Source organism: Janthinobacterium sp. SUN073, from assembly GCF_030397665.1.
Lineage (GTDB): Bacteria > Pseudomonadota > Gammaproteobacteria > Burkholderiales > Burkholderiaceae_D > Janthinobacterium.
In genome coordinates this window covers 38,266-53,325 of sequence record NZ_JAPUBT010000006.1, presented here as the reverse complement: position 1 = coordinate 53,325, position 15,060 = coordinate 38,266, and the positions used below count along the sequence as shown (strand labels likewise).

Here is a 15,060-nt window from a genome sequence, read left to right as displayed (position 1 = left end):
CTCACGGACACGCCATCATGCAGTTTGAAGTTCGCGCGCTCTCCACGGACCAGGCAGCGGCCACCTTGTCGACCTGCGTGATTGACGCGCGCGACGAAGCGGACGCGCGCCGCCAGGCCGAGGCGCGCGGCCTGTTCGTCAGCGCCATTCGTCCCCTGCGGGCCACGCCGTTCAGCGCGGCCGGACGGCAGCGCGCGCGGGCGCTGCCCTTGCTGTTGTTCAGCCAGGAATTGCTGGCGCTGCTCAATGCGGGCCTGGGCATCGTCGAAGCGCTGGAAGCCTTGCTGGAAAAGGAAGCGTCGCCGGCCACACGCAGCGTGCTCACGCGCCTGCTGGAAGGCTTGCGCGAAGGCAAGCGCTTTTCCGCCGCACTGGCGGAGCAGGCCGAACTGTTTCCACCGCTCTACATCGGCATCGTCAAGGCGGCCGAAGGCACCAGCGACTTGCCGCGCGCGCTGTCGCGCTATATCGACTACCAGCAGCGCATCGATGCGGTGCGCTCAAAAATCGTCAGCGCCGCCATCTATCCCACCATCCTGCTGGCCGTGGGCGGCGGCGTCAGCGTCTTCCTGATCAGTTATGTGGTGCCGCGCTTTGCCGAGGTTTACCAGGGCGCGGGGCGCAACCTGCCGTGGATGTCGCAAGTCATGCTCAGCTGGGGCCAGTTCGTCACCGAACACGGCCTGGTCCTGCTGCTGGCGCTGGCGCTAGCCGGCAGCGTGTTGCTGACCGCCGTGCGCCGCGTGCTGCGCCACGGCGGCGTGGCGCGCCTGCTGGCGAAACTGCCCGGCATCGGCGAGCGCGTGCGCATCTATGAACTGTCGCGCTTGTACCTGACCCTGGGCATGCTGGCCGAAGGCGGCATCACCATCGTGCAGGCAATTTCCACCGTGCAAGCGATGGTCTCGCCGCGCATGCAGGCGTCCCTGCAGGGCGCGCGCGGCGCCATCGAGGCGGGCCAGCCCCTGTCATCCGCGTTTGAACAGCATCAACTGACGACGCCCATTTCCCTGCGCATGCTGCGCGTGGGCGAGCGCACGGGCGACATGGGCCCCATGCTGACGCAGTCGGCAGCCTTTTACAACGGTGAAATCAGCCGCTGGATCGACCGTTTTACACGCACCTTCGAGCCGCTGCTGATGGCCGCCATCGGCCTGATCGTGGGCGCCATCGTGATCCTGCTGTACATGCCCATCTTTGACCTTGCCGGCGATATTTCATGATGCACACCAGTCCCGAACCCAGGGCGCCCGGCGTGACCATCGACGCTGCGCTGATGCAGCACGCGCGCGTCCTGAGCCGGCAATCGAAGCGCAGCCTGGTCGAAGAATTGCAGCACTTGAGCGGCATCGAGGCGCGCGCCGTGGTGCGCGAACTGGCGCGCCCGTTCGGCCTGGCCGTGCTGGAAACGGCCGACATGCTGGCATACGCTCCCGCCTTCGACCTGCTGCCGCTGTCGCAGGCATTGGCGCGCCATAGCGTGCTGCTGCGCGGCGCCGACGGCCATCTGCTGGGCGTGATTGCCGACCCGTTCGACCTCGACCTGCAAACCTGGCTGGGCGCGCGCGCGGGGCAGGGCGTTTTGAACGTGCGCCTGGCGCTGCAGGCCGACATCGGCGCCTACCTGTCGAAGCAGGAAGAATCGGCGCGCGCTGTCGACAACCTGCTGCCCGGTGCGGCCGCAGACACCCGGCGCGACGGCAAGACGGCCGCCGTGCTGTCATTCGCCAGTGTTTCGGAAGCGGCCAGCCCCGCCGTCAAGCTGGTCAACTCGACTTTATACGATGCGCTGAAGGCGGGCGCCTCGGACATCCACCTGGAAAGCACGGCCGGCGGCCTGGCCGTCAAGTACCGGATCGACGGCGTGCTTGATCACGCCACGTCCGTCAACGGCATCGAAGTGGCCGAACACATCATCTCGCGCCTGAAGGTGCTGGCCGAACTCGATATCGCCGAGCGCCGCGTGCCGCAGGACGGCAGCTTCCGCGTCGAATCGGGCGGGCGCGAAATCGATTTGCGCGTTTCCGTCATGCCCAGCATCCATGGCGAGGACGCCGTCATCCGCATTCTCGACAAGCGTGCCATGATCGAGGCATATGGCGCGCTGACGCTCGAAGCGCTGGGCTTTGACGCCCAGTCGCTCGAAGCGTTGCGCGCGCTGGCGCAAGAAGCCTACGGCATGTTGCTCGTCACCGGCCCCACGGGGTCGGGCAAGACCACGACTTTATATGCGGCGCTGACGGAAATCCATAACGGGCGCGAAAAGATCATCACCATCGAAGACCCCGTCGAATACCAGTTGCCCGGCATTTTGCAGATACCCGTGAATGAAAAGAAGGGGCTGACCTTTGCCAGGGGCTTGCGCTCGATCCTGCGCCACGACCCCGATAAAATCATGGTGGGCGAGATCCGCGACCGCGAGACGGCGGAAATCGCCGTGCAGTCGGCGCTTACCGGTCACCTGGTGCTGACCACCGTACATGCGAATAATGTGTTTGACGTGTTCGGCCGTTTTACCCACATGGGCATCGACCCGTATGCGTTTGTCTCGGCCCTGAACGGCATCTGGGCGCAGCGCCTGATCCGCACCAACTGCCCCCATTGCGCCACCGAATACACGCCGGACGACGGTGAACTGGCCAGCGTAGGGCTGGCGCGCGCCGACGCTGATACATATCAATTCAAGCAGGGCAAGGGCTGTGGCGACTGCCGCGGCACGGGCTACAAGGGCCGCCGCTCGATCGCCGAAATTCTCGTGCTGACCGATGAAATCCGCGAACTCATCGTCGACAAAAAACCGATCCGCCAGATCAAGGCGGCAGCGTATGCGAATGGCACGCGCAGCCTGCGCCTGGCGGCGCTGGAACTGGTCAAACGGGGTGCCACCACCATCACGGAAATCAAGAGGGTCACCCTGCATGCGTAGAGCTTTTGGAATGGGTTTGCGCCTGGGCGTGGCGGCGGGCAGCGTCAGCCTGTGGCGCAGCAGCCGCTGGCGCGCGCCCGCCTGGACCTTGCTGGGCGAAGCCGCGTATGTACCGGACGCCGGTCTGGGCCCGCATGGCGACTTTGCCGCCCTGGGCCAGGCGCTGGAGCAGGTGCTGCCGGCGGGGCACTACGCGCGCTGGCCCTTGTCCGTGGTGCTCGACGATGGCTTGGCGCGACTGTGGCAGGTGGACATGCCGCAGGGCGCCGCGCGCCTGGCCGACATCGAGGCGGCCGCCGCGCTGCGTTTCCAGTCGCTGTATGGCGATGCGCCTGGCCTGTGGCACAGCAGCCGTGCCTGGGATGCGCGCGTACCGTTTTTCTGCGCCGTGCCCCGTGCGCTGCTGGAGCAACTGACGCGTGTGGCCCTTGCGCGCAAGCTGGCCTTGATTTTCATCACGCCGCAATTCGCGCGCCACTGGAACCGCTGGCACGGCGCGCTGAAACCGGGCGCCTGGTTTGGCCAGTTGCAGGAGAACACCTTGACCCTGGGCGTGCGTCACGAAGGACGCCTGCGCGCCGTGCGCGCGTTGCCTGTCCCCCCGGACGCCGGCCATGGCTGGCTGGAGCAGACGCTGATGCGCGAAGCGCTGCTGCAAGGCGTGCCCGCACCGGTGCTGCTGCAGCTGTGCGGCGCGCCGCCGGCTGGCTGGCTGGTGCGGGCGGAAGCGTTCCACTGCCAGATTCTCTCCACGCGGGACGGGGACGGCGCCTTGTCGCCATCTGCCCGGCTGGCGCGCAGCGCAGGCCTGGCATGACGCGTCTCGATATCGATTTTGCGCCACCAGGCTGGCGCCGCAGCCTGCAGCGCGTGCCCGCCTGGGCGTGGATCACGGGGATACTGGGCCTGGCGCTGACCGTCACGGCGGCGTGGGCCGGCAGCGACGCGCTGCAGCGCCAGCAAGCCAGCGAGGCGCGATGGCAGCGCGCGCAGCAGCGCGTCGCGCAAGCCACGCAGGGGCCGGCACCCGTGGCGATCGTGCCGATTGCGCCGGCGCAGGCGGCGGCCGTGAATGCGGCCATCCTGCAACTGAATCTGCCGTGGCGCGACCTGCAGGATGCGCTGGCCAGCGCCACGCCGCCCGCAATCGCGCTGCTGGCGCTGGAGCCGGATGCGCGCAAGCGCGTGCTGAAGATCACGGCCGAGACGACGGGCAGCGATGCCATGGTGGCCTACATCGCGCAATTGAAGCAGCAGGAGCTGTTCGGCGCGCGCGTGCAGTTGCTGCGCCATGAAATCAACGCGCTCGATCCGAACAAACCCTTGCGCTTCCAGCTCGAAGCGCGCTGGGGCATGCCATGATGGCCATCGACCTCCATACCTTGCGCCTGCGCGCGCAACTGCTGCTGCGCCGCGTGGGCGCGCCCGCCTGGCTGGCCGTGGCCTTGCTCGCGCTGGGTGTGGCCGCCTGGGTCTGGGCCTGGCAGCAGCGCGCCGTGGCGGCGCGGCTGGAAGCGCGGCCCTTGCCGCAGCCATCGCTGGCTGTCGCCATCGTGGCGCCGCCAGTGACGGCGAGCGAGAACCTGGCGCGCTTCTATGCAACCCTGGGGCAGCAGCGCCACGCGGAGCAGCAGGTCAAGCAGCTGTTCGACCTTGCCGCGAAAAACGGCTTGCAGCTGGCGCAGGGCGAATACAAGAGCGGCTACGACAAGGCCAGCCGCGTCGCCACCTACCAGGTGACCTTGCCACTGAAGGGCAGTTATGCGGCCGTGTGGCAGTTTGCGCTGCAGGCGCTGCGCGCCATGCCGTTCGCCTCGCTCGACGAACTGAGTTTTCGCCGCGAGCAGATCGCCGATACGCAACTCGAAGCGCGCTTGCGCCTGACCTTTTATTTAGCTGACAGCGCGGGAGAAGCGCCATGACGCCGCGCCACTGGCTCATGCTGGCCGGCGTGCTGGGCGCGGGCGCCTTGCGGCTGTTCGGCGAGCGCCAGCCCGTGGCCGAGGTAGCCGAGGCGGTCGAGCGGGCCGTGGCGCCCGCGCGCCAGCGCGCTGCCAGGCCACCAGCCGAGCCACCGGTCATCCTGGCGCTGTTGCCGCGCAGCGAGGTGGCTGGCGAGGATGGCGACACCTTTGGCGGTGCCGGTAGTGTCTTCCAGCGCCAGGACTGGACCCCGCCACCGCCGGAAGTGACCGTGGCCCCGCCGCCACCACCGCCGATGGCGCCGCCCGTGCCTTTCGTCTACCTGGGCAAGGTGGCCGCCGACGGCGCCTGGGAAGTGTTTCTATCGCGCGCCGACAAGACGTATATCGTACGCGCCCATACCGTCATCGATGGCGCCTACAAGGTCGTGGCGATCGCGCCGCCCGTCATGACGCTCACTTACCTGCCGTTGAACCAGGTTCAGCAGCTCAACATTGGAGTTTCCGAGTGATGCCTCGTTCCTTTTCATCGGCGCCGTTGCTGGTGCTGCTGGTGCTGCTGTCCGGCTGCGCCGGTCAGCAGGCCTACCGCGACGGGCGCGAGCTGCTTGCGCAGAATCACATCCCGGCCGGTCTGCAAAAGCTGCAGGAAGCGCTGCAGCAAGACCCCGGCAACGCGCAATACCGCAGCGCTTATCTGCAGGCGCGCGAACGGGCCACCAGCACCGGCCTGCAGCAGGCCGAGCGTCAGGCGCAAACGGGGCAGGGTGAGCTGGCGCGCGCGGGCTTTCTGAGCGTGCTGGAAATCGACGCGCAGAACGAGCGGGCCAACAGCGGCTTGCGCGCGCTCGAACGCGAACAGCGCCAGGGGAAATTGCTGGCCGATGCACGCGCGGCGTTGGAGGCAAAACAATACGACCCGGCGCGCCAGCGCCTGAACGCCATCCTGACGGAGCAGCCGAACCATGCGGGCGCGCGCGCGCTGCTGCGCGAAGTCGATGAAAAGACGGCGCCGCCTATCGTCGAATCGGGCCTGGCCAAATCGTACAAGCAGCCGATCACCATCGAGTTCCGCGACGCGCCATTAAAACAGGTGTTCGAACTGATTGCGCGCCGCTCTGGTCTCAATTTCGTCTTCGACAAGGACGTCAAGGCCGACGCGAAGACGTCCATCTTTTTGAGGAACAGCACGGTGGAATCGGCCATCTACTTCCTGCTGGTGACGAACCAGCTGGAGCAGCAGGTGATGGATGCGAACACCATCCTGATTTACCCAAATGTGGCGGCCAAGCTGAAGGAATACCAGGAAGTGCTGGTGAAGACCTTCTTCCTGGCCAATGCCGATGCCAAACAGGTGGCCAACACGCTCAAGACCATCCTCAAGACGCGCGACGTGGTGGCCGATGAAAAACTCAACCTCGTCATCGTGCGCGACACGCCCGAGGCGATCCGCCTGGCCGAGCGCCTGATCGCGCTGCAGGACGTGCCCGAGGCGGAAGTGGTGCTGGAGCTGGAAATCCTCGAAGTCAAGCGCAGCCGCCTGCTGGAACTGGGCGTGGCCTGGCCTACGGGCCTGACCCTGACGCCGCTCTCCACCTCGGGCGGGATGGGCCTGACGATCAACGACCTGAATAGGCTGAACCAGCGCAGCATCGGCGTGAGCGACCTGTCCGTGACGGCGAATGTCAACAAGACGGACGGCGATGCGAACATCCTGGCCAATCCGCGCATCCGCGTGCGCAACCGCGAAAAGGCGAAGTTCGTCATCGGCGACAGGGTGCCCGTGGTGACCACCACCATTTCGCCGGGCACGGGCGGCTTCGCTTCCGAATCCGTCAGCTACCTGGAGGTGGGCTTGACGGTGAACGCCGAACCGACCATCTACCTGAATAACGAGGTGGGTATCCGCATCTCGCTCGAAGTGAGCAACCTGGGGGCGGCCACCGTCACACGGAGCGGCTCGACCCTGTACCAGATCGGCACGCGCCAGGCGTCGACCATGCTGCAATTGAAGGATGGCGAAAACCAGGTGCTGGCGGGCCTGATCAACAATGAGGAGCGCAGCTCGGGCAACAAGGTACCGGGCCTGGGAGATATCCCCGTGCTGGGGCGGCTGTTCGGCAGCAGCAAGGACGACAGCCAGAAGACGGAGATCGTGCTGTCCATCACGCCGCACCTGGTGCGCACGGTACAGCGTCCGGAAGCGAAGGAATCGGAATTTTCGGCCGGCACGGAAGGCAGCTTTCGCCGCCGTCCCGACATGGCGGCCAAGGTGGCCACGCAGATGCCTGGTACGGTGAGCGTGCGTTCCGGCCCGTCCGCCGTCGGCATGCAGCCGGCGCCGCTGCCACCGACCTTGCCACAGAGCGTGCCGGCGCCGGAAGTGGCGCCGTCGCCCGAGCCGGCCGCGTCGCCTTTGCCGATATCGTCCGGCCAGCCCGTGCCGGTCGCCAAATGAGACTGGCGCGTGCACACGGCGGTTTTACGCTGATCGAACTGCTGGTGACCCTGGCCATCCTGGGCGTGCTGGCCACGCTGGTGATCCCCGTCACGCAGGTGGCCATGCAGCGGCGCCAGGAGCAGGAGCTGCGGCGCGCCTTGCGCGATATCCGCCAGGCTCTGGATGCGTACAAGCGCGCTGGCGACGAAGGCCGCATCCTGCGCACGCCCGATGCCAGCGGCTACCCGAAAAGCCTGGAAGTGCTGGTCGAGGGCGTGCCGGACCAGCGCAACCCGAAGCGCAGCAAGATGTTCTTCCTGCGCCGCGTGCCGCGCGACCCGTTCAATGCCGATGCCAGCCTCAGCGATGCGCAGACGTGGGGCCGGCGCAGCTACGCCAGCGAGGCGAGCGAGCCGCACGAGGGGGACGACGTCTACGATGTGTATTGCACGTCCAGCAAGACTGGCCTGAACAATGTGCCTTACCGGGTATGGTGAACCATGGCTGCCGATAAGCATGCCGCGCGCGCGCGCGGCTTTACCCTGATCGAATTGCTGGTGGTGCTCGGTATCGTGGCGCTGCTGCTGACCCTGGCCGTGCCGCGCTATGTTCCCAGCCTGGACAAGGCCAGGGAAACCGTGCTGGCGGATAACTTGCGCAATCTGCGCATCACCATCGACCAGTACCACGGCGATACGGGCCGCTATCCCGATACCCTGGAGCAACTGGTGGACAAGAAATACCTGCGCGCCATGCCCATCGACCCCATCACGGAGAGCGAATCGACATGGCTGATCGTGGCGCCGCCCGACGATACGCCGGGCCAGGTGTATGACGTCAAGAGCGGCGCGCCTGGCAAGGACCGCAACGGCACGCCGTTTGCCGACTGGTAGCTGCGATGCATGCTCGTGCGCACCGCCAGCGCGGCTTCACCTACCTTGGACTGATCATCCTGGTGGCCATCCTGGGCTTGGTGGGCGCGGCCGGCCTGAAGATGGGTTCCCTGCTGCAGCGCCAGGCGGCCGAGCAGGAGCTGCTCGACATCGGCGCGCAGTTTTCAGATGCCCTGCGCAGTTATGCCGCCGCCACGCCCCCGGGGCAGCCGCAGCAGCCGCCGACGCTTTTCGCCTTGCTGCGCGACCCCCGCGTGCCGCAGCTGCGCCGCCATCTGCGCAAGCTGTATGTCGACCCCATCACGGGGCGTGCCGAGTGGGGCTTGCTGTACCAGCCCGGCAGCAATGGCATCATCGGCGTGCATAGCCTGTCGCCGGCCGCAGCGTTGAAAGTAGGGAACTTCGAAGCCCGGTTTGCCGGCTTCGACGGCAAGGCGCGGCTCTCGGAATGGCATTTCATGGTCGACGCACAAGCGCTCCAGCCGGCGGCGCAGGCTGGGGAAGCCGGCCTGGAAAATGCATCGGCCGCACTATCGCCAGGCGGTGCCGCCGCACCGCCGCCATCGTTATTTTCCAAAACTATTTCTGCGCAGCAAGAAGACGCGCCGCCAGAAGCGCCCCAGCTTCAGGATCCGGCCGAGCTGCCAGCCGACGCAGCCGCAGCGCCAGTGCCCCGATAGCGGGCGGCTGGCAGCGGGACGACGCGTGCGGAATTATTTACCTATGGAAAGTGCTCGATACAGGCAAATAGTTCAGTCCGTAAATGGTTATCTCGGATGAAACTTTGATAAAATATTTATAAGTAATTAGATGCATTTATGCTACCATTCTGTTCAGTACTTTCAGTACTAAAACTCTTGGTGGCCCGCGCATCGCTGCCATAAATTACTTTTTAAGGGATAAACTATGAAATTGAAATTTATCGTTGCCGGCATTCTGGCTGCGGCGTCGTTCAGTGCTTCTGCAGGTGATCAAGTCATCAATGTTAATGCCAATGGCCACGCGCATGCCTTCAACGCTGTCGTCGGCAATGGCATCCTGTTCGGCGGCCTCGATGAAATCCTCCTCACCGGCTTGGGCGCTGGCAAGTACAACATCGGCTTGTCGATTACCGGCCAGAACCTTTCGTTTGATGCGCTGACATCGAACTTGAACGGCAAGCTGGGTGAATCATTATCGTCTGGCAGCCTGCGCTTCTTTGGCGTGGAATACACCGGTGTCGGTCCGTTCAAGCTGCAACTGTTCGGTGAATCCTTTGCTGGCGGCAATTACACGGGGACGTACACCGTCAGCGCCGTGCCTGAGCCAGCAACCTATGGCATGCTGTTGGGCGGCCTGGGCCTGTTGGGCTTCATGGCGCGTCGCCGTGCCGCAAAAAAGGCAGCCTGATCACACTGTCTTGTCGTAGCGCCAAACCCGCCCGCATCTCGGCGGGTTTTTTTTCGCCCCGCCACATTGCGCTGGGCGTCTTGCCGATGGCAAGGCGCAGGCAGCGGGGCCAGCGCCGCGGGTCAGGCGCTGCGCTTGAAGTCGCGGAAGCGGAAGCCAACTAAAAAGAGGGTGGCAAAGTACGCCACGCCGCACAGGCTCACCAGCAGGGCCAGCGCGCCGGCCCGCAGCAGCGGATGGGCTTGCATAGCGATCCAGTCGATGCGCATGGCGCCAGCATACGCCACGCCGCCCATCACGATGAGGGCCGGCAGCAGGCGCAGGAAGAACTTGGCCCAGCCCGGTTTCGGCTGGTAGATGCCGCGCTTGCGCAAGCCCCAGTAGAGAAAAGTGGCGTTCAGGCAGGCGCCCAGGCCGATCGACAGGGCCAGGCCGGCCACGGCGATGTAGGGCACGAACAGCAGATTCATCAACTGTGTGGCGATCAGCACGCCGATGGCGATTTTCACAGGCGTGCGGATGTCCTGGCGCGCATAGAACGCGGGCGCCAGGGTTTTCACGAGGATGATGCCGATCAGGCCCAGGCTGTAGGCCACCAGCGGCTGCGTCGACATGGTCACCGATTCGGCCGTGAATTTGCCGTAGTGAAATAATGTCGCGATCAGCGGCGTGGACAGCGTCGCCATGCCGACGGCGGCGGGCAGGGCCAGCAGGAAAGTCAGGCGCAAGCCCCAGTCCAGCAGGGCCGAGTATTCCGTCTTGTCGCCATCCACATTCGCCTTCGACAGGCTGGGCAGCAAGATGGTGCCCAGGGCCACGCCCAGCATGGCGGTCGGGAACTCCATCAGGCGGTCCGCATACGACAGCCAGGAAATGCTGCCCTCCGTCAGGCGCGAGGCGATGCTGGTGTTGATCATCAGGCTGATCTGGGCTGCCGAGACGGCGAACACGGCCGGTCCCATTTTTTTCAGCACGCGGCGCACGCCGCCGTCGGACAGGCCGATGGCGGGATTGAGCGACAGGCTCGGCAGCATGCCGATCTTGATCAGGGCGGGAATCTGGATGGCCACCTGCAGCAGGCCGCCGGCGAACACGGCAATGGCCATGGCGTAGATCGGCTGTTTCAGGTGCGGCGCGAGGAACAGCGAGGCGGCGATGAATGATAAATTGAGCAGCACCGGCGTGAAGGCGGGAATCTTGAATTCGCGCCAGGTATTCAGAATGCCGCCCGCCAGGGCCACGAAAGACATGCAGGTAATATAAGGGAACATCAGCCGCGTCATCCACACGGCCGCGTCAAAAGCGCCCGCATCCTTGGTCAGGCCCGTGGCGATCGCATACACGAACCACGGCGCGCCGACGATGCCGATGGCGGACACGAGCAAAGTGGCCCAGACCAGCGTGGTGGCCACATGGTCGGCCAGTTGCTTGCTGGCTTCCTGGCCGTGCTGGTTCTTGTATTCCGACAAGATTGGCACGAAAGCTTGCGAGAACGCCCCCTCGGCAAACAATCGGCGCAACAGGTTGGGGATGCGGAAGGCAACAATGAAGGCGTCCGTGTAGGCGCCGGCGCCAAAGGCGCGCGCGAACAGGCTTTCGCGCAATAATCCGGTTACACGGGACAGCATGGTCATGCTGGAGATGGCGGCGAGGGTTTTAAGCAAGTTCATGGGGGCAGATTATAGCCGCGCATGGCCCTGGAAAATGCTTAAAATATGGTAACAATCGCTGTTGATTCACCGTTGTCAGGCCCATTTTCAGGTGTTTTTGGCGTCACACACGGTTTTTTGATTTGCCCCCGCTTGAAAATATCGCTATAATCGAAGGCTGTACAGAATTCTGTTACGCAGACACTAATGTTTGACAGGCACTGGTTTGGCACACATGGTTCGGCAGACGCACAGAACGCACCGGTTGGCAAACACTAATGTTTGCAAACGCACTTTGACCCTGTTTTAGGAAATTCCATGGCAAATACCGCACAAGCGCGCAAACGCGCTCGTCAAGCAGTTAAGCAAAACGCACACAATTCGTCCCAACGTTCGACCTTGCGCACGGCTATCAAAGCTGCTCGCAAAGCGATCCAGGGCGGCGACAAGGCAGCAGCTGCTGCAATCTTCCAAGCATCCGTGTCGACCATCGACCGTATCGCTGACAAGAAGATCATCCACAAAAACAAGGCAGCTCGCCATAAGAGCCGTCTGGCAGCTGCCCTGAAAGCACTGTCCGCTTAATATTCGCCAGCAGGCAAGCCACCATGGTGGCCTTGCCTGTGCCGGTACGCTGGCATTGGTTGAAAAGCAAAAACCCGCAGATTCGTTCTAGCGGGTTTTTTCGCGTTCTTTCGCGGCCGCGGCCAGCACTGTCTAGCGCGTCGCGGGCAGGTTGCCGATGCTCATGCCTGGCTTGATGTTTTTTTGCTTGAACCAGCCGAGGTTCATTTCCAGCGCATAACGCACGGGCACGGTTTTGGTCGAGCAATGGCTGTCGAGCGTGTGCGCTTGCATGTCTTCGATGTTGACGATCTTGCCGCTGGCATCGATAAAGGCCACGGACAGGGGCAGCGGCGTGTTTTTCATCCACATGCATTGCGTGGACGGGTTGCCAAAGACGAACAGCATGCCTGCATTGGCCGGCATCTTTTCACGGTACATCAAGCCTTGTTCGCGTTGCTCTTCCGTAGCGGCCACTTCTGCCTGGATCAAATGCATGCCGGCCGAGAGCTGCAAGCTCTTGCCTTGCGGTGTTTGCGCTTGCGCAATGCTGGCACACGCCAGCAGGGTGATGGACAGGCTGAGACAGCGAAGGGAAGTTTTCATGGCGCGGGACGGTGGCTGCGAAGCGGCGATTAAGCCATGCTGGCGGCTGCCTGGTCAAGCATGCTGCCCGGCCGCAGCGAAAGCGTGGGGTGACAGCAACATAGTCGCTGCCGTCACCCCATGAGCGACGCTTATTTCACCGGCTTGCCTGCTTCAGCGGCCGGCTGCTTCGTCTTGCGCGGCTGCGGAATCAGGCGCGGTGCATCGGTTGCGGCCGAGGCGTTGACCGAGGCCGCCGCCGGCTTGACGGCATCGGTGGCAGCCGAGGCATGGCTGGCTGCCGATGCCGGTGGCGGCTTGACGGCATCGGTCGCTGCGGAAGCGTGCACCTTGGCGCCCGATTGCGCCAGTGCGGCGCCGGCAAGCAGAGAGGCGGCCAGCATCAGTATTACTTTTGTCATCATCTTTCCTTTTCCGTCATGTTAAGGTCAGATGATTTTAATGCATTATCTAAAAATAAATAATGCTTATTGGAAAAATTTCAGTGCCGAAGCCGTTTTTCTTGTCCTGTTCACGCTTTTCCAATGTTCTCGGCCGGCACTTCACACCATTCGCCGGGTAGCAGAGGGTGGCTGGCCAGCGAGAACGGGCCGATGGCGCTGCGCACCAGGCGCAGGGTTGGCAGGCCGACGGCAGCGGTCATGCGCCGCACTTGCCGGTTTTTTCCTTCTTTCAACGTGATCGCCAGCCACGAGGTCGGCTTGTCGGCGCGCGCGCGGATGGGTGGATTGCGCGGCCACAGCCATTCCGGCTCGGCGATGCGCACGGCCTTGCACGGCTTGGTGATGAAGTCGCCCAGGTCCAGCGGCGCCTGCAGGCGCGCCAGGCTGGCCGCATCGGGCACGCCATCGACCTGCACCAAATAGGTTTTCGCTTCCTTGCGGTCGGGGTGGCTGATCTCGTGCTGCAGGCGGCCGTCGTCCGTCAGCAGCAGCAAGCCTTCGCTGTCGGCGTCGAGCCGGCCGGCCGGGTAGATGCCGGGAATGGTCAAATGGTCCGCCAGGGTGAGGCGGCCGTCCTGCGGCGAAAACTGGCACAAGACCTGGAATGGTTTATTGAAGAGGATGAGTGGCATGCTGGTCGGGGAATGGATGTAAGCGGTGGTGGCTGCTGGTCGGCGCCGCAAAAGCGTGGCGCCCTGTAAGATAGTGGTGCATAATGTGAAACACAGTCTTATGTCTTATAGAAGACATGAGCGGTATGGCAACGAGGTTCTTTGGCGCCGCAGATGGTCCGGCTGTTCTTTCCCTGCTAAAGTGCGTTGTTGCCGCCATGTTCGGACTTGTTTTTGTAAACTCTGCAACCGCAGAGCGCGTCGCCGGCCCGTGTTGCCCGCCAGCGGTGTGTCCCACTTCGGAGATCACGATGTATCAACATATCACTGTACCTGCTGACGGCCAAAAAATCACCGTCAACGCCGATTTTTCGCTGAATGTACCAGATAATCCCATCGTTCCCTTCATTGAAGGCGATGGCACGGGCATCGATATCAGCCCGGTCATGATCAAGGTGATCGACGCTGCCGTGGCCAAGGCCTACGGCGGCGCGCGCAAGATTAGCTGGATGGAAATCTACGCGGGCGAAAAATCGACGAATGTGTACGGTCCCGATGTGTGGCTGCCGGAAGAAACGCTGGCCGTACTGAAAGATTACGTCGTCTCCATCAAGGGCCCCCTGACCACGCCCGTCGGCGGCGGCATCCGCTCGCTGAACGTGGCTTTGCGCCAGCAGCTCGATTTGTACGTCTGCCTGCGCCCCGTGCGCTACTTCACGGGCGTGCCGTCGCCCGTGAAAGAGCCGGAAAAGACGGACATGGTGATTTTCCGCGAAAATTCGGAAGACATCTACGCCGGCATCGAATACCAGCAAGGCTCGCCCGAAGCCAAGAAATTGATGGATTTCCTGATCAATGAAATGGGCGTGACGAAGATCCGCTTCCCGGCCACGTCCGGCCTGGGCATCAAGCCCGTCTCCATCGAAGGCACGCAGCGCCTGGTGCGCAAGGCCATCCAGTACGCGATCGATAATGACAAGCCATCCGTGACGATCGTGCACAAAGGCAACATCATGAAGTACACGGAAGGCGGCTTCCGCGACTGGGCGTATGCGCTGGCGCAAAAGGAATTCGGTGCCGAGCTGATCGATGGCGGCCCATGGTGCAAGTTCAAGAATCCGAAGACGGGCCGCGACATCATCGTCAAGGATTCCATCGCTGACGCGTTCCTGCAACAAATCCTGCTGCGTCCGGCCGAATACAGCGTCATCGCCACCCTGAATTTGAACGGCGATTACATTTCCGACGCGCTGGCGGCGCAAGTGGGCGGCATCGGCATCGCGCCCGGCGCCAATCTGTCCGACTCCGTGGCCATGTTTGAAGCGACGCATGGCACGGCGCCGAAGTATGCGGGCAAGGATTACGTGAACCCCGGTTCCCTGATCCTGTCGGCGGAAATGATGCTGCGCCACATGGGCTGGCTGGAAGCGGCCGACCTGATCATTTCTTCAATGCAAAAATCGATCGCCTCGAAGCGCGTCACCTACGATTTCGCCCGCCTGATGGAAGGCGCGACGCAAGTGTCGTGCTCCGGTTTCGGCGATGTGATGATCGAGCACATGTAACACGCGGGGCAGGGCAGGGTGCAGCGCACCCTGCGGACGAAAAAAAACCCCG

General features: G+C 63.6%; 17 protein-coding genes. 13 read left to right on the top strand and 4 right to left on the bottom strand.

Going from position 1 to position 15,060, the window contains the following annotated elements:
• Window positions 1-17 precede the first annotated feature (17 nt).
• The 11 genes from O0882_RS17290 to O0882_RS17240 all read left to right on the top strand — a co-directional run bounded on the left by O0882_RS17290 (window position 18) and on the right by O0882_RS17240 (window position 9,570).
• Complete coding sequence (locus O0882_RS17290; protein ID WP_289949948.1) at window positions 18-1,223, top strand: type II secretion system F family protein; 1,206 nt, start codon at window positions 18-20, stop codon at window positions 1,221-1,223.
• Window positions 1,220-2,926 (top strand): GspE/PulE family protein, encoded by a 1,707-nt coding sequence (locus tag O0882_RS17285; RefSeq protein WP_289949946.1) that lies wholly within the window; start codon window positions 1,220-1,222, stop codon window positions 2,924-2,926. The genes O0882_RS17290 and O0882_RS17285 overlap by 4 nt, the downstream gene beginning before the upstream one ends.
• Window positions 2,919-3,743, top strand: coding sequence for a hypothetical protein (locus tag O0882_RS17280; protein ID WP_289949945.1), 825 nt, complete (start codon window positions 2,919-2,921; stop codon window positions 3,741-3,743). The genes O0882_RS17285 and O0882_RS17280 overlap by 8 nt, the downstream gene beginning before the upstream one ends.
• Complete coding sequence (locus tag O0882_RS17275; RefSeq protein WP_289949944.1) at window positions 3,740-4,288, top strand: hypothetical protein; 549 nt, start codon at window positions 3,740-3,742, stop codon at window positions 4,286-4,288. The genes O0882_RS17280 and O0882_RS17275 overlap by 4 nt, the downstream gene beginning before the upstream one ends.
• The gene (locus O0882_RS17270; RefSeq protein WP_289949941.1) at window positions 4,285-4,848 is read left to right on the top strand and encodes a hypothetical protein; all 564 of its coding nucleotides are present in this window, start codon (window positions 4,285-4,287) and stop codon (window positions 4,846-4,848) included. The genes O0882_RS17275 and O0882_RS17270 overlap by 4 nt, the downstream gene beginning before the upstream one ends.
• Window positions 4,845-5,360, top strand: a complete 516-nt coding sequence (locus O0882_RS17265) for a hypothetical protein (protein ID WP_289949940.1) — start codon at window positions 4,845-4,847, stop codon at window positions 5,358-5,360. The genes O0882_RS17270 and O0882_RS17265 overlap by 4 nt, the downstream gene beginning before the upstream one ends.
• Entirely contained in the window at window positions 5,360-7,306 is a 1,947-nt protein-coding gene (locus O0882_RS17260) for a secretin N-terminal domain-containing protein (RefSeq protein WP_289950352.1), read from the top strand. The genes O0882_RS17265 and O0882_RS17260 overlap by 1 nt, the downstream gene beginning before the upstream one ends.
• Window positions 7,303-7,785: a type II secretion system protein gene (locus tag O0882_RS17255; protein ID WP_289949937.1), complete on the top strand. Its 483-nt coding sequence runs from the start codon at window positions 7,303-7,305 to the stop codon at window positions 7,783-7,785. The genes O0882_RS17260 and O0882_RS17255 overlap by 4 nt, the downstream gene beginning before the upstream one ends.
• 3 nt (window positions 7,786-7,788) lie before the next feature.
• Complete coding sequence (locus O0882_RS17250) at window positions 7,789-8,181, top strand: prepilin-type N-terminal cleavage/methylation domain-containing protein (RefSeq protein WP_289949935.1); 393 nt, start codon at window positions 7,789-7,791, stop codon at window positions 8,179-8,181.
• A 5-nt stretch (window positions 8,182-8,186) separates the two neighbouring features.
• Window positions 8,187-8,861 (top strand): type II secretion system protein, encoded by a 675-nt coding sequence (locus O0882_RS17245; RefSeq protein WP_289949933.1) that lies wholly within the window; start codon window positions 8,187-8,189, stop codon window positions 8,859-8,861.
• A 226-nt stretch (window positions 8,862-9,087) separates the two neighbouring features.
• Window positions 9,088-9,570: an FxDxF family PEP-CTERM protein gene (locus tag O0882_RS17240; RefSeq protein WP_289949932.1), complete on the top strand. Its 483-nt coding sequence runs from the start codon at window positions 9,088-9,090 to the stop codon at window positions 9,568-9,570.
• A gap of 122 nt (window positions 9,571-9,692) precedes the next feature.
• Here O0882_RS17240 and murJ read toward each other — a convergent pair whose 3' ends face one another.
• Window positions 9,693-11,240, bottom strand: a complete 1,548-nt coding sequence (gene murJ, locus O0882_RS17235) for a murein biosynthesis integral membrane protein MurJ (RefSeq protein ID WP_289949931.1) — start codon at window positions 11,238-11,240, stop codon at window positions 9,693-9,695.
• 297 nt (window positions 11,241-11,537) lie between these two features.
• Here murJ and rpsT point away from each other — a divergent pair, with 297 nt between their 5' ends.
• Entirely contained in the window at window positions 11,538-11,804 is a 267-nt protein-coding gene (gene rpsT / locus O0882_RS17230; RefSeq protein WP_010395935.1) for a 30S ribosomal protein S20, read from the top strand.
• Between the two features lie 132 nt (window positions 11,805-11,936).
• Here rpsT and O0882_RS17225 read toward each other — a convergent pair whose 3' ends face one another.
• The 3 genes from O0882_RS17225 to O0882_RS17215 form a co-directional block, all read right to left on the bottom strand.
• Entirely contained in the window at window positions 11,937-12,389 is a 453-nt protein-coding gene (locus O0882_RS17225) for a DUF192 domain-containing protein (protein ID WP_289949929.1), read from the bottom strand.
• Between the two features lie 131 nt (window positions 12,390-12,520).
• The gene (locus O0882_RS17220; protein ID WP_289949928.1) at window positions 12,521-12,790 is read right to left on the bottom strand and encodes a hypothetical protein; all 270 of its coding nucleotides are present in this window, start codon (window positions 12,788-12,790) and stop codon (window positions 12,521-12,523) included.
• Between the two features lie 110 nt (window positions 12,791-12,900).
• Window positions 12,901-13,464 carry a pseudouridine synthase gene (locus tag O0882_RS17215; RefSeq protein WP_289949926.1) on the bottom strand — a complete coding sequence of 188 codons (564 nt, stop codon included), beginning with the start codon at window positions 13,462-13,464 and terminating at the stop codon, window positions 12,901-12,903.
• 290 nt (window positions 13,465-13,754) lie between these two features.
• On the opposite strand from O0882_RS17215, the gene icd reads away from it, so the two are divergent.
• On the top strand, window positions 13,755-15,008 hold the full coding sequence (icd, locus tag O0882_RS17210) for an NADP-dependent isocitrate dehydrogenase (protein ID WP_289949925.1): 1,254 nt from the start codon (window positions 13,755-13,757) through the stop codon (window positions 15,006-15,008).
• Window positions 15,009-15,060 lie beyond the last annotated feature (52 nt).

What these genes read in the sequence shown, in the direction of transcription:
- O0882_RS17240 (WP_289949932.1), top strand. Translation starts at nt 9,088, where the DNA reads ATGAAATTGAAATTTATCGTTGCCGGCATTCTGGCTGCGGCGTCGTTC.
- O0882_RS17265 (WP_289949940.1), top strand. Translation starts at nt 4,845, where the DNA reads ATGACGCCGCGCCACTGGCTCATGCTGGCCGGCGTGCTGGGCGCGGGC.
- O0882_RS17290 (WP_289949948.1), top strand. Translation starts at nt 18, where the DNA reads ATGCAGTTTGAAGTTCGCGCGCTCTCCACGGACCAGGCAGCGGCCACC.
- O0882_RS17245 (WP_289949933.1), top strand. Translation starts at nt 8,187, where the DNA reads ATGCATGCTCGTGCGCACCGCCAGCGCGGCTTCACCTACCTTGGACTG.
- O0882_RS17220 (WP_289949928.1), bottom strand. Translation starts at nt 12,790, where the DNA reads ATGACAAAAGTAATACTGATGCTGGCCGCCTCTCTGCTTGCCGGCGCC.
- O0882_RS17250 (WP_289949935.1), top strand. Translation starts at nt 7,789, where the DNA reads ATGGCTGCCGATAAGCATGCCGCGCGCGCGCGCGGCTTTACCCTGATC.
- O0882_RS17260 (WP_289950352.1), top strand. Translation starts at nt 5,360, where the DNA reads ATGCCTCGTTCCTTTTCATCGGCGCCGTTGCTGGTGCTGCTGGTGCTG.
- icd (WP_289949925.1), top strand. Translation starts at nt 13,755, where the DNA reads ATGTATCAACATATCACTGTACCTGCTGACGGCCAAAAAATCACCGTC.
- rpsT (WP_010395935.1), top strand. Translation starts at nt 11,538, where the DNA reads ATGGCAAATACCGCACAAGCGCGCAAACGCGCTCGTCAAGCAGTTAAG.
- O0882_RS17215 (WP_289949926.1), bottom strand. Translation starts at nt 13,464, where the DNA reads ATGCCACTCATCCTCTTCAATAAACCATTCCAGGTCTTGTGCCAGTTT.
- O0882_RS17225 (WP_289949929.1), bottom strand. Translation starts at nt 12,389, where the DNA reads ATGAAAACTTCCCTTCGCTGTCTCAGCCTGTCCATCACCCTGCTGGCG.
- murJ (WP_289949931.1), bottom strand. Translation starts at nt 11,240, where the DNA reads ATGAACTTGCTTAAAACCCTCGCCGCCATCTCCAGCATGACCATGCTG.
- O0882_RS17285 (WP_289949946.1), top strand. Translation starts at nt 1,220, where the DNA reads ATGATGCACACCAGTCCCGAACCCAGGGCGCCCGGCGTGACCATCGAC.
- O0882_RS17270 (WP_289949941.1), top strand. Translation starts at nt 4,285, where the DNA reads ATGATGGCCATCGACCTCCATACCTTGCGCCTGCGCGCGCAACTGCTG.
- O0882_RS17255 (WP_289949937.1), top strand. Translation starts at nt 7,303, where the DNA reads ATGAGACTGGCGCGTGCACACGGCGGTTTTACGCTGATCGAACTGCTG.
- O0882_RS17280 (WP_289949945.1), top strand. Translation starts at nt 2,919, where the DNA reads ATGCGTAGAGCTTTTGGAATGGGTTTGCGCCTGGGCGTGGCGGCGGGC.
- O0882_RS17275 (WP_289949944.1), top strand. Translation starts at nt 3,740, where the DNA reads ATGACGCGTCTCGATATCGATTTTGCGCCACCAGGCTGGCGCCGCAGC.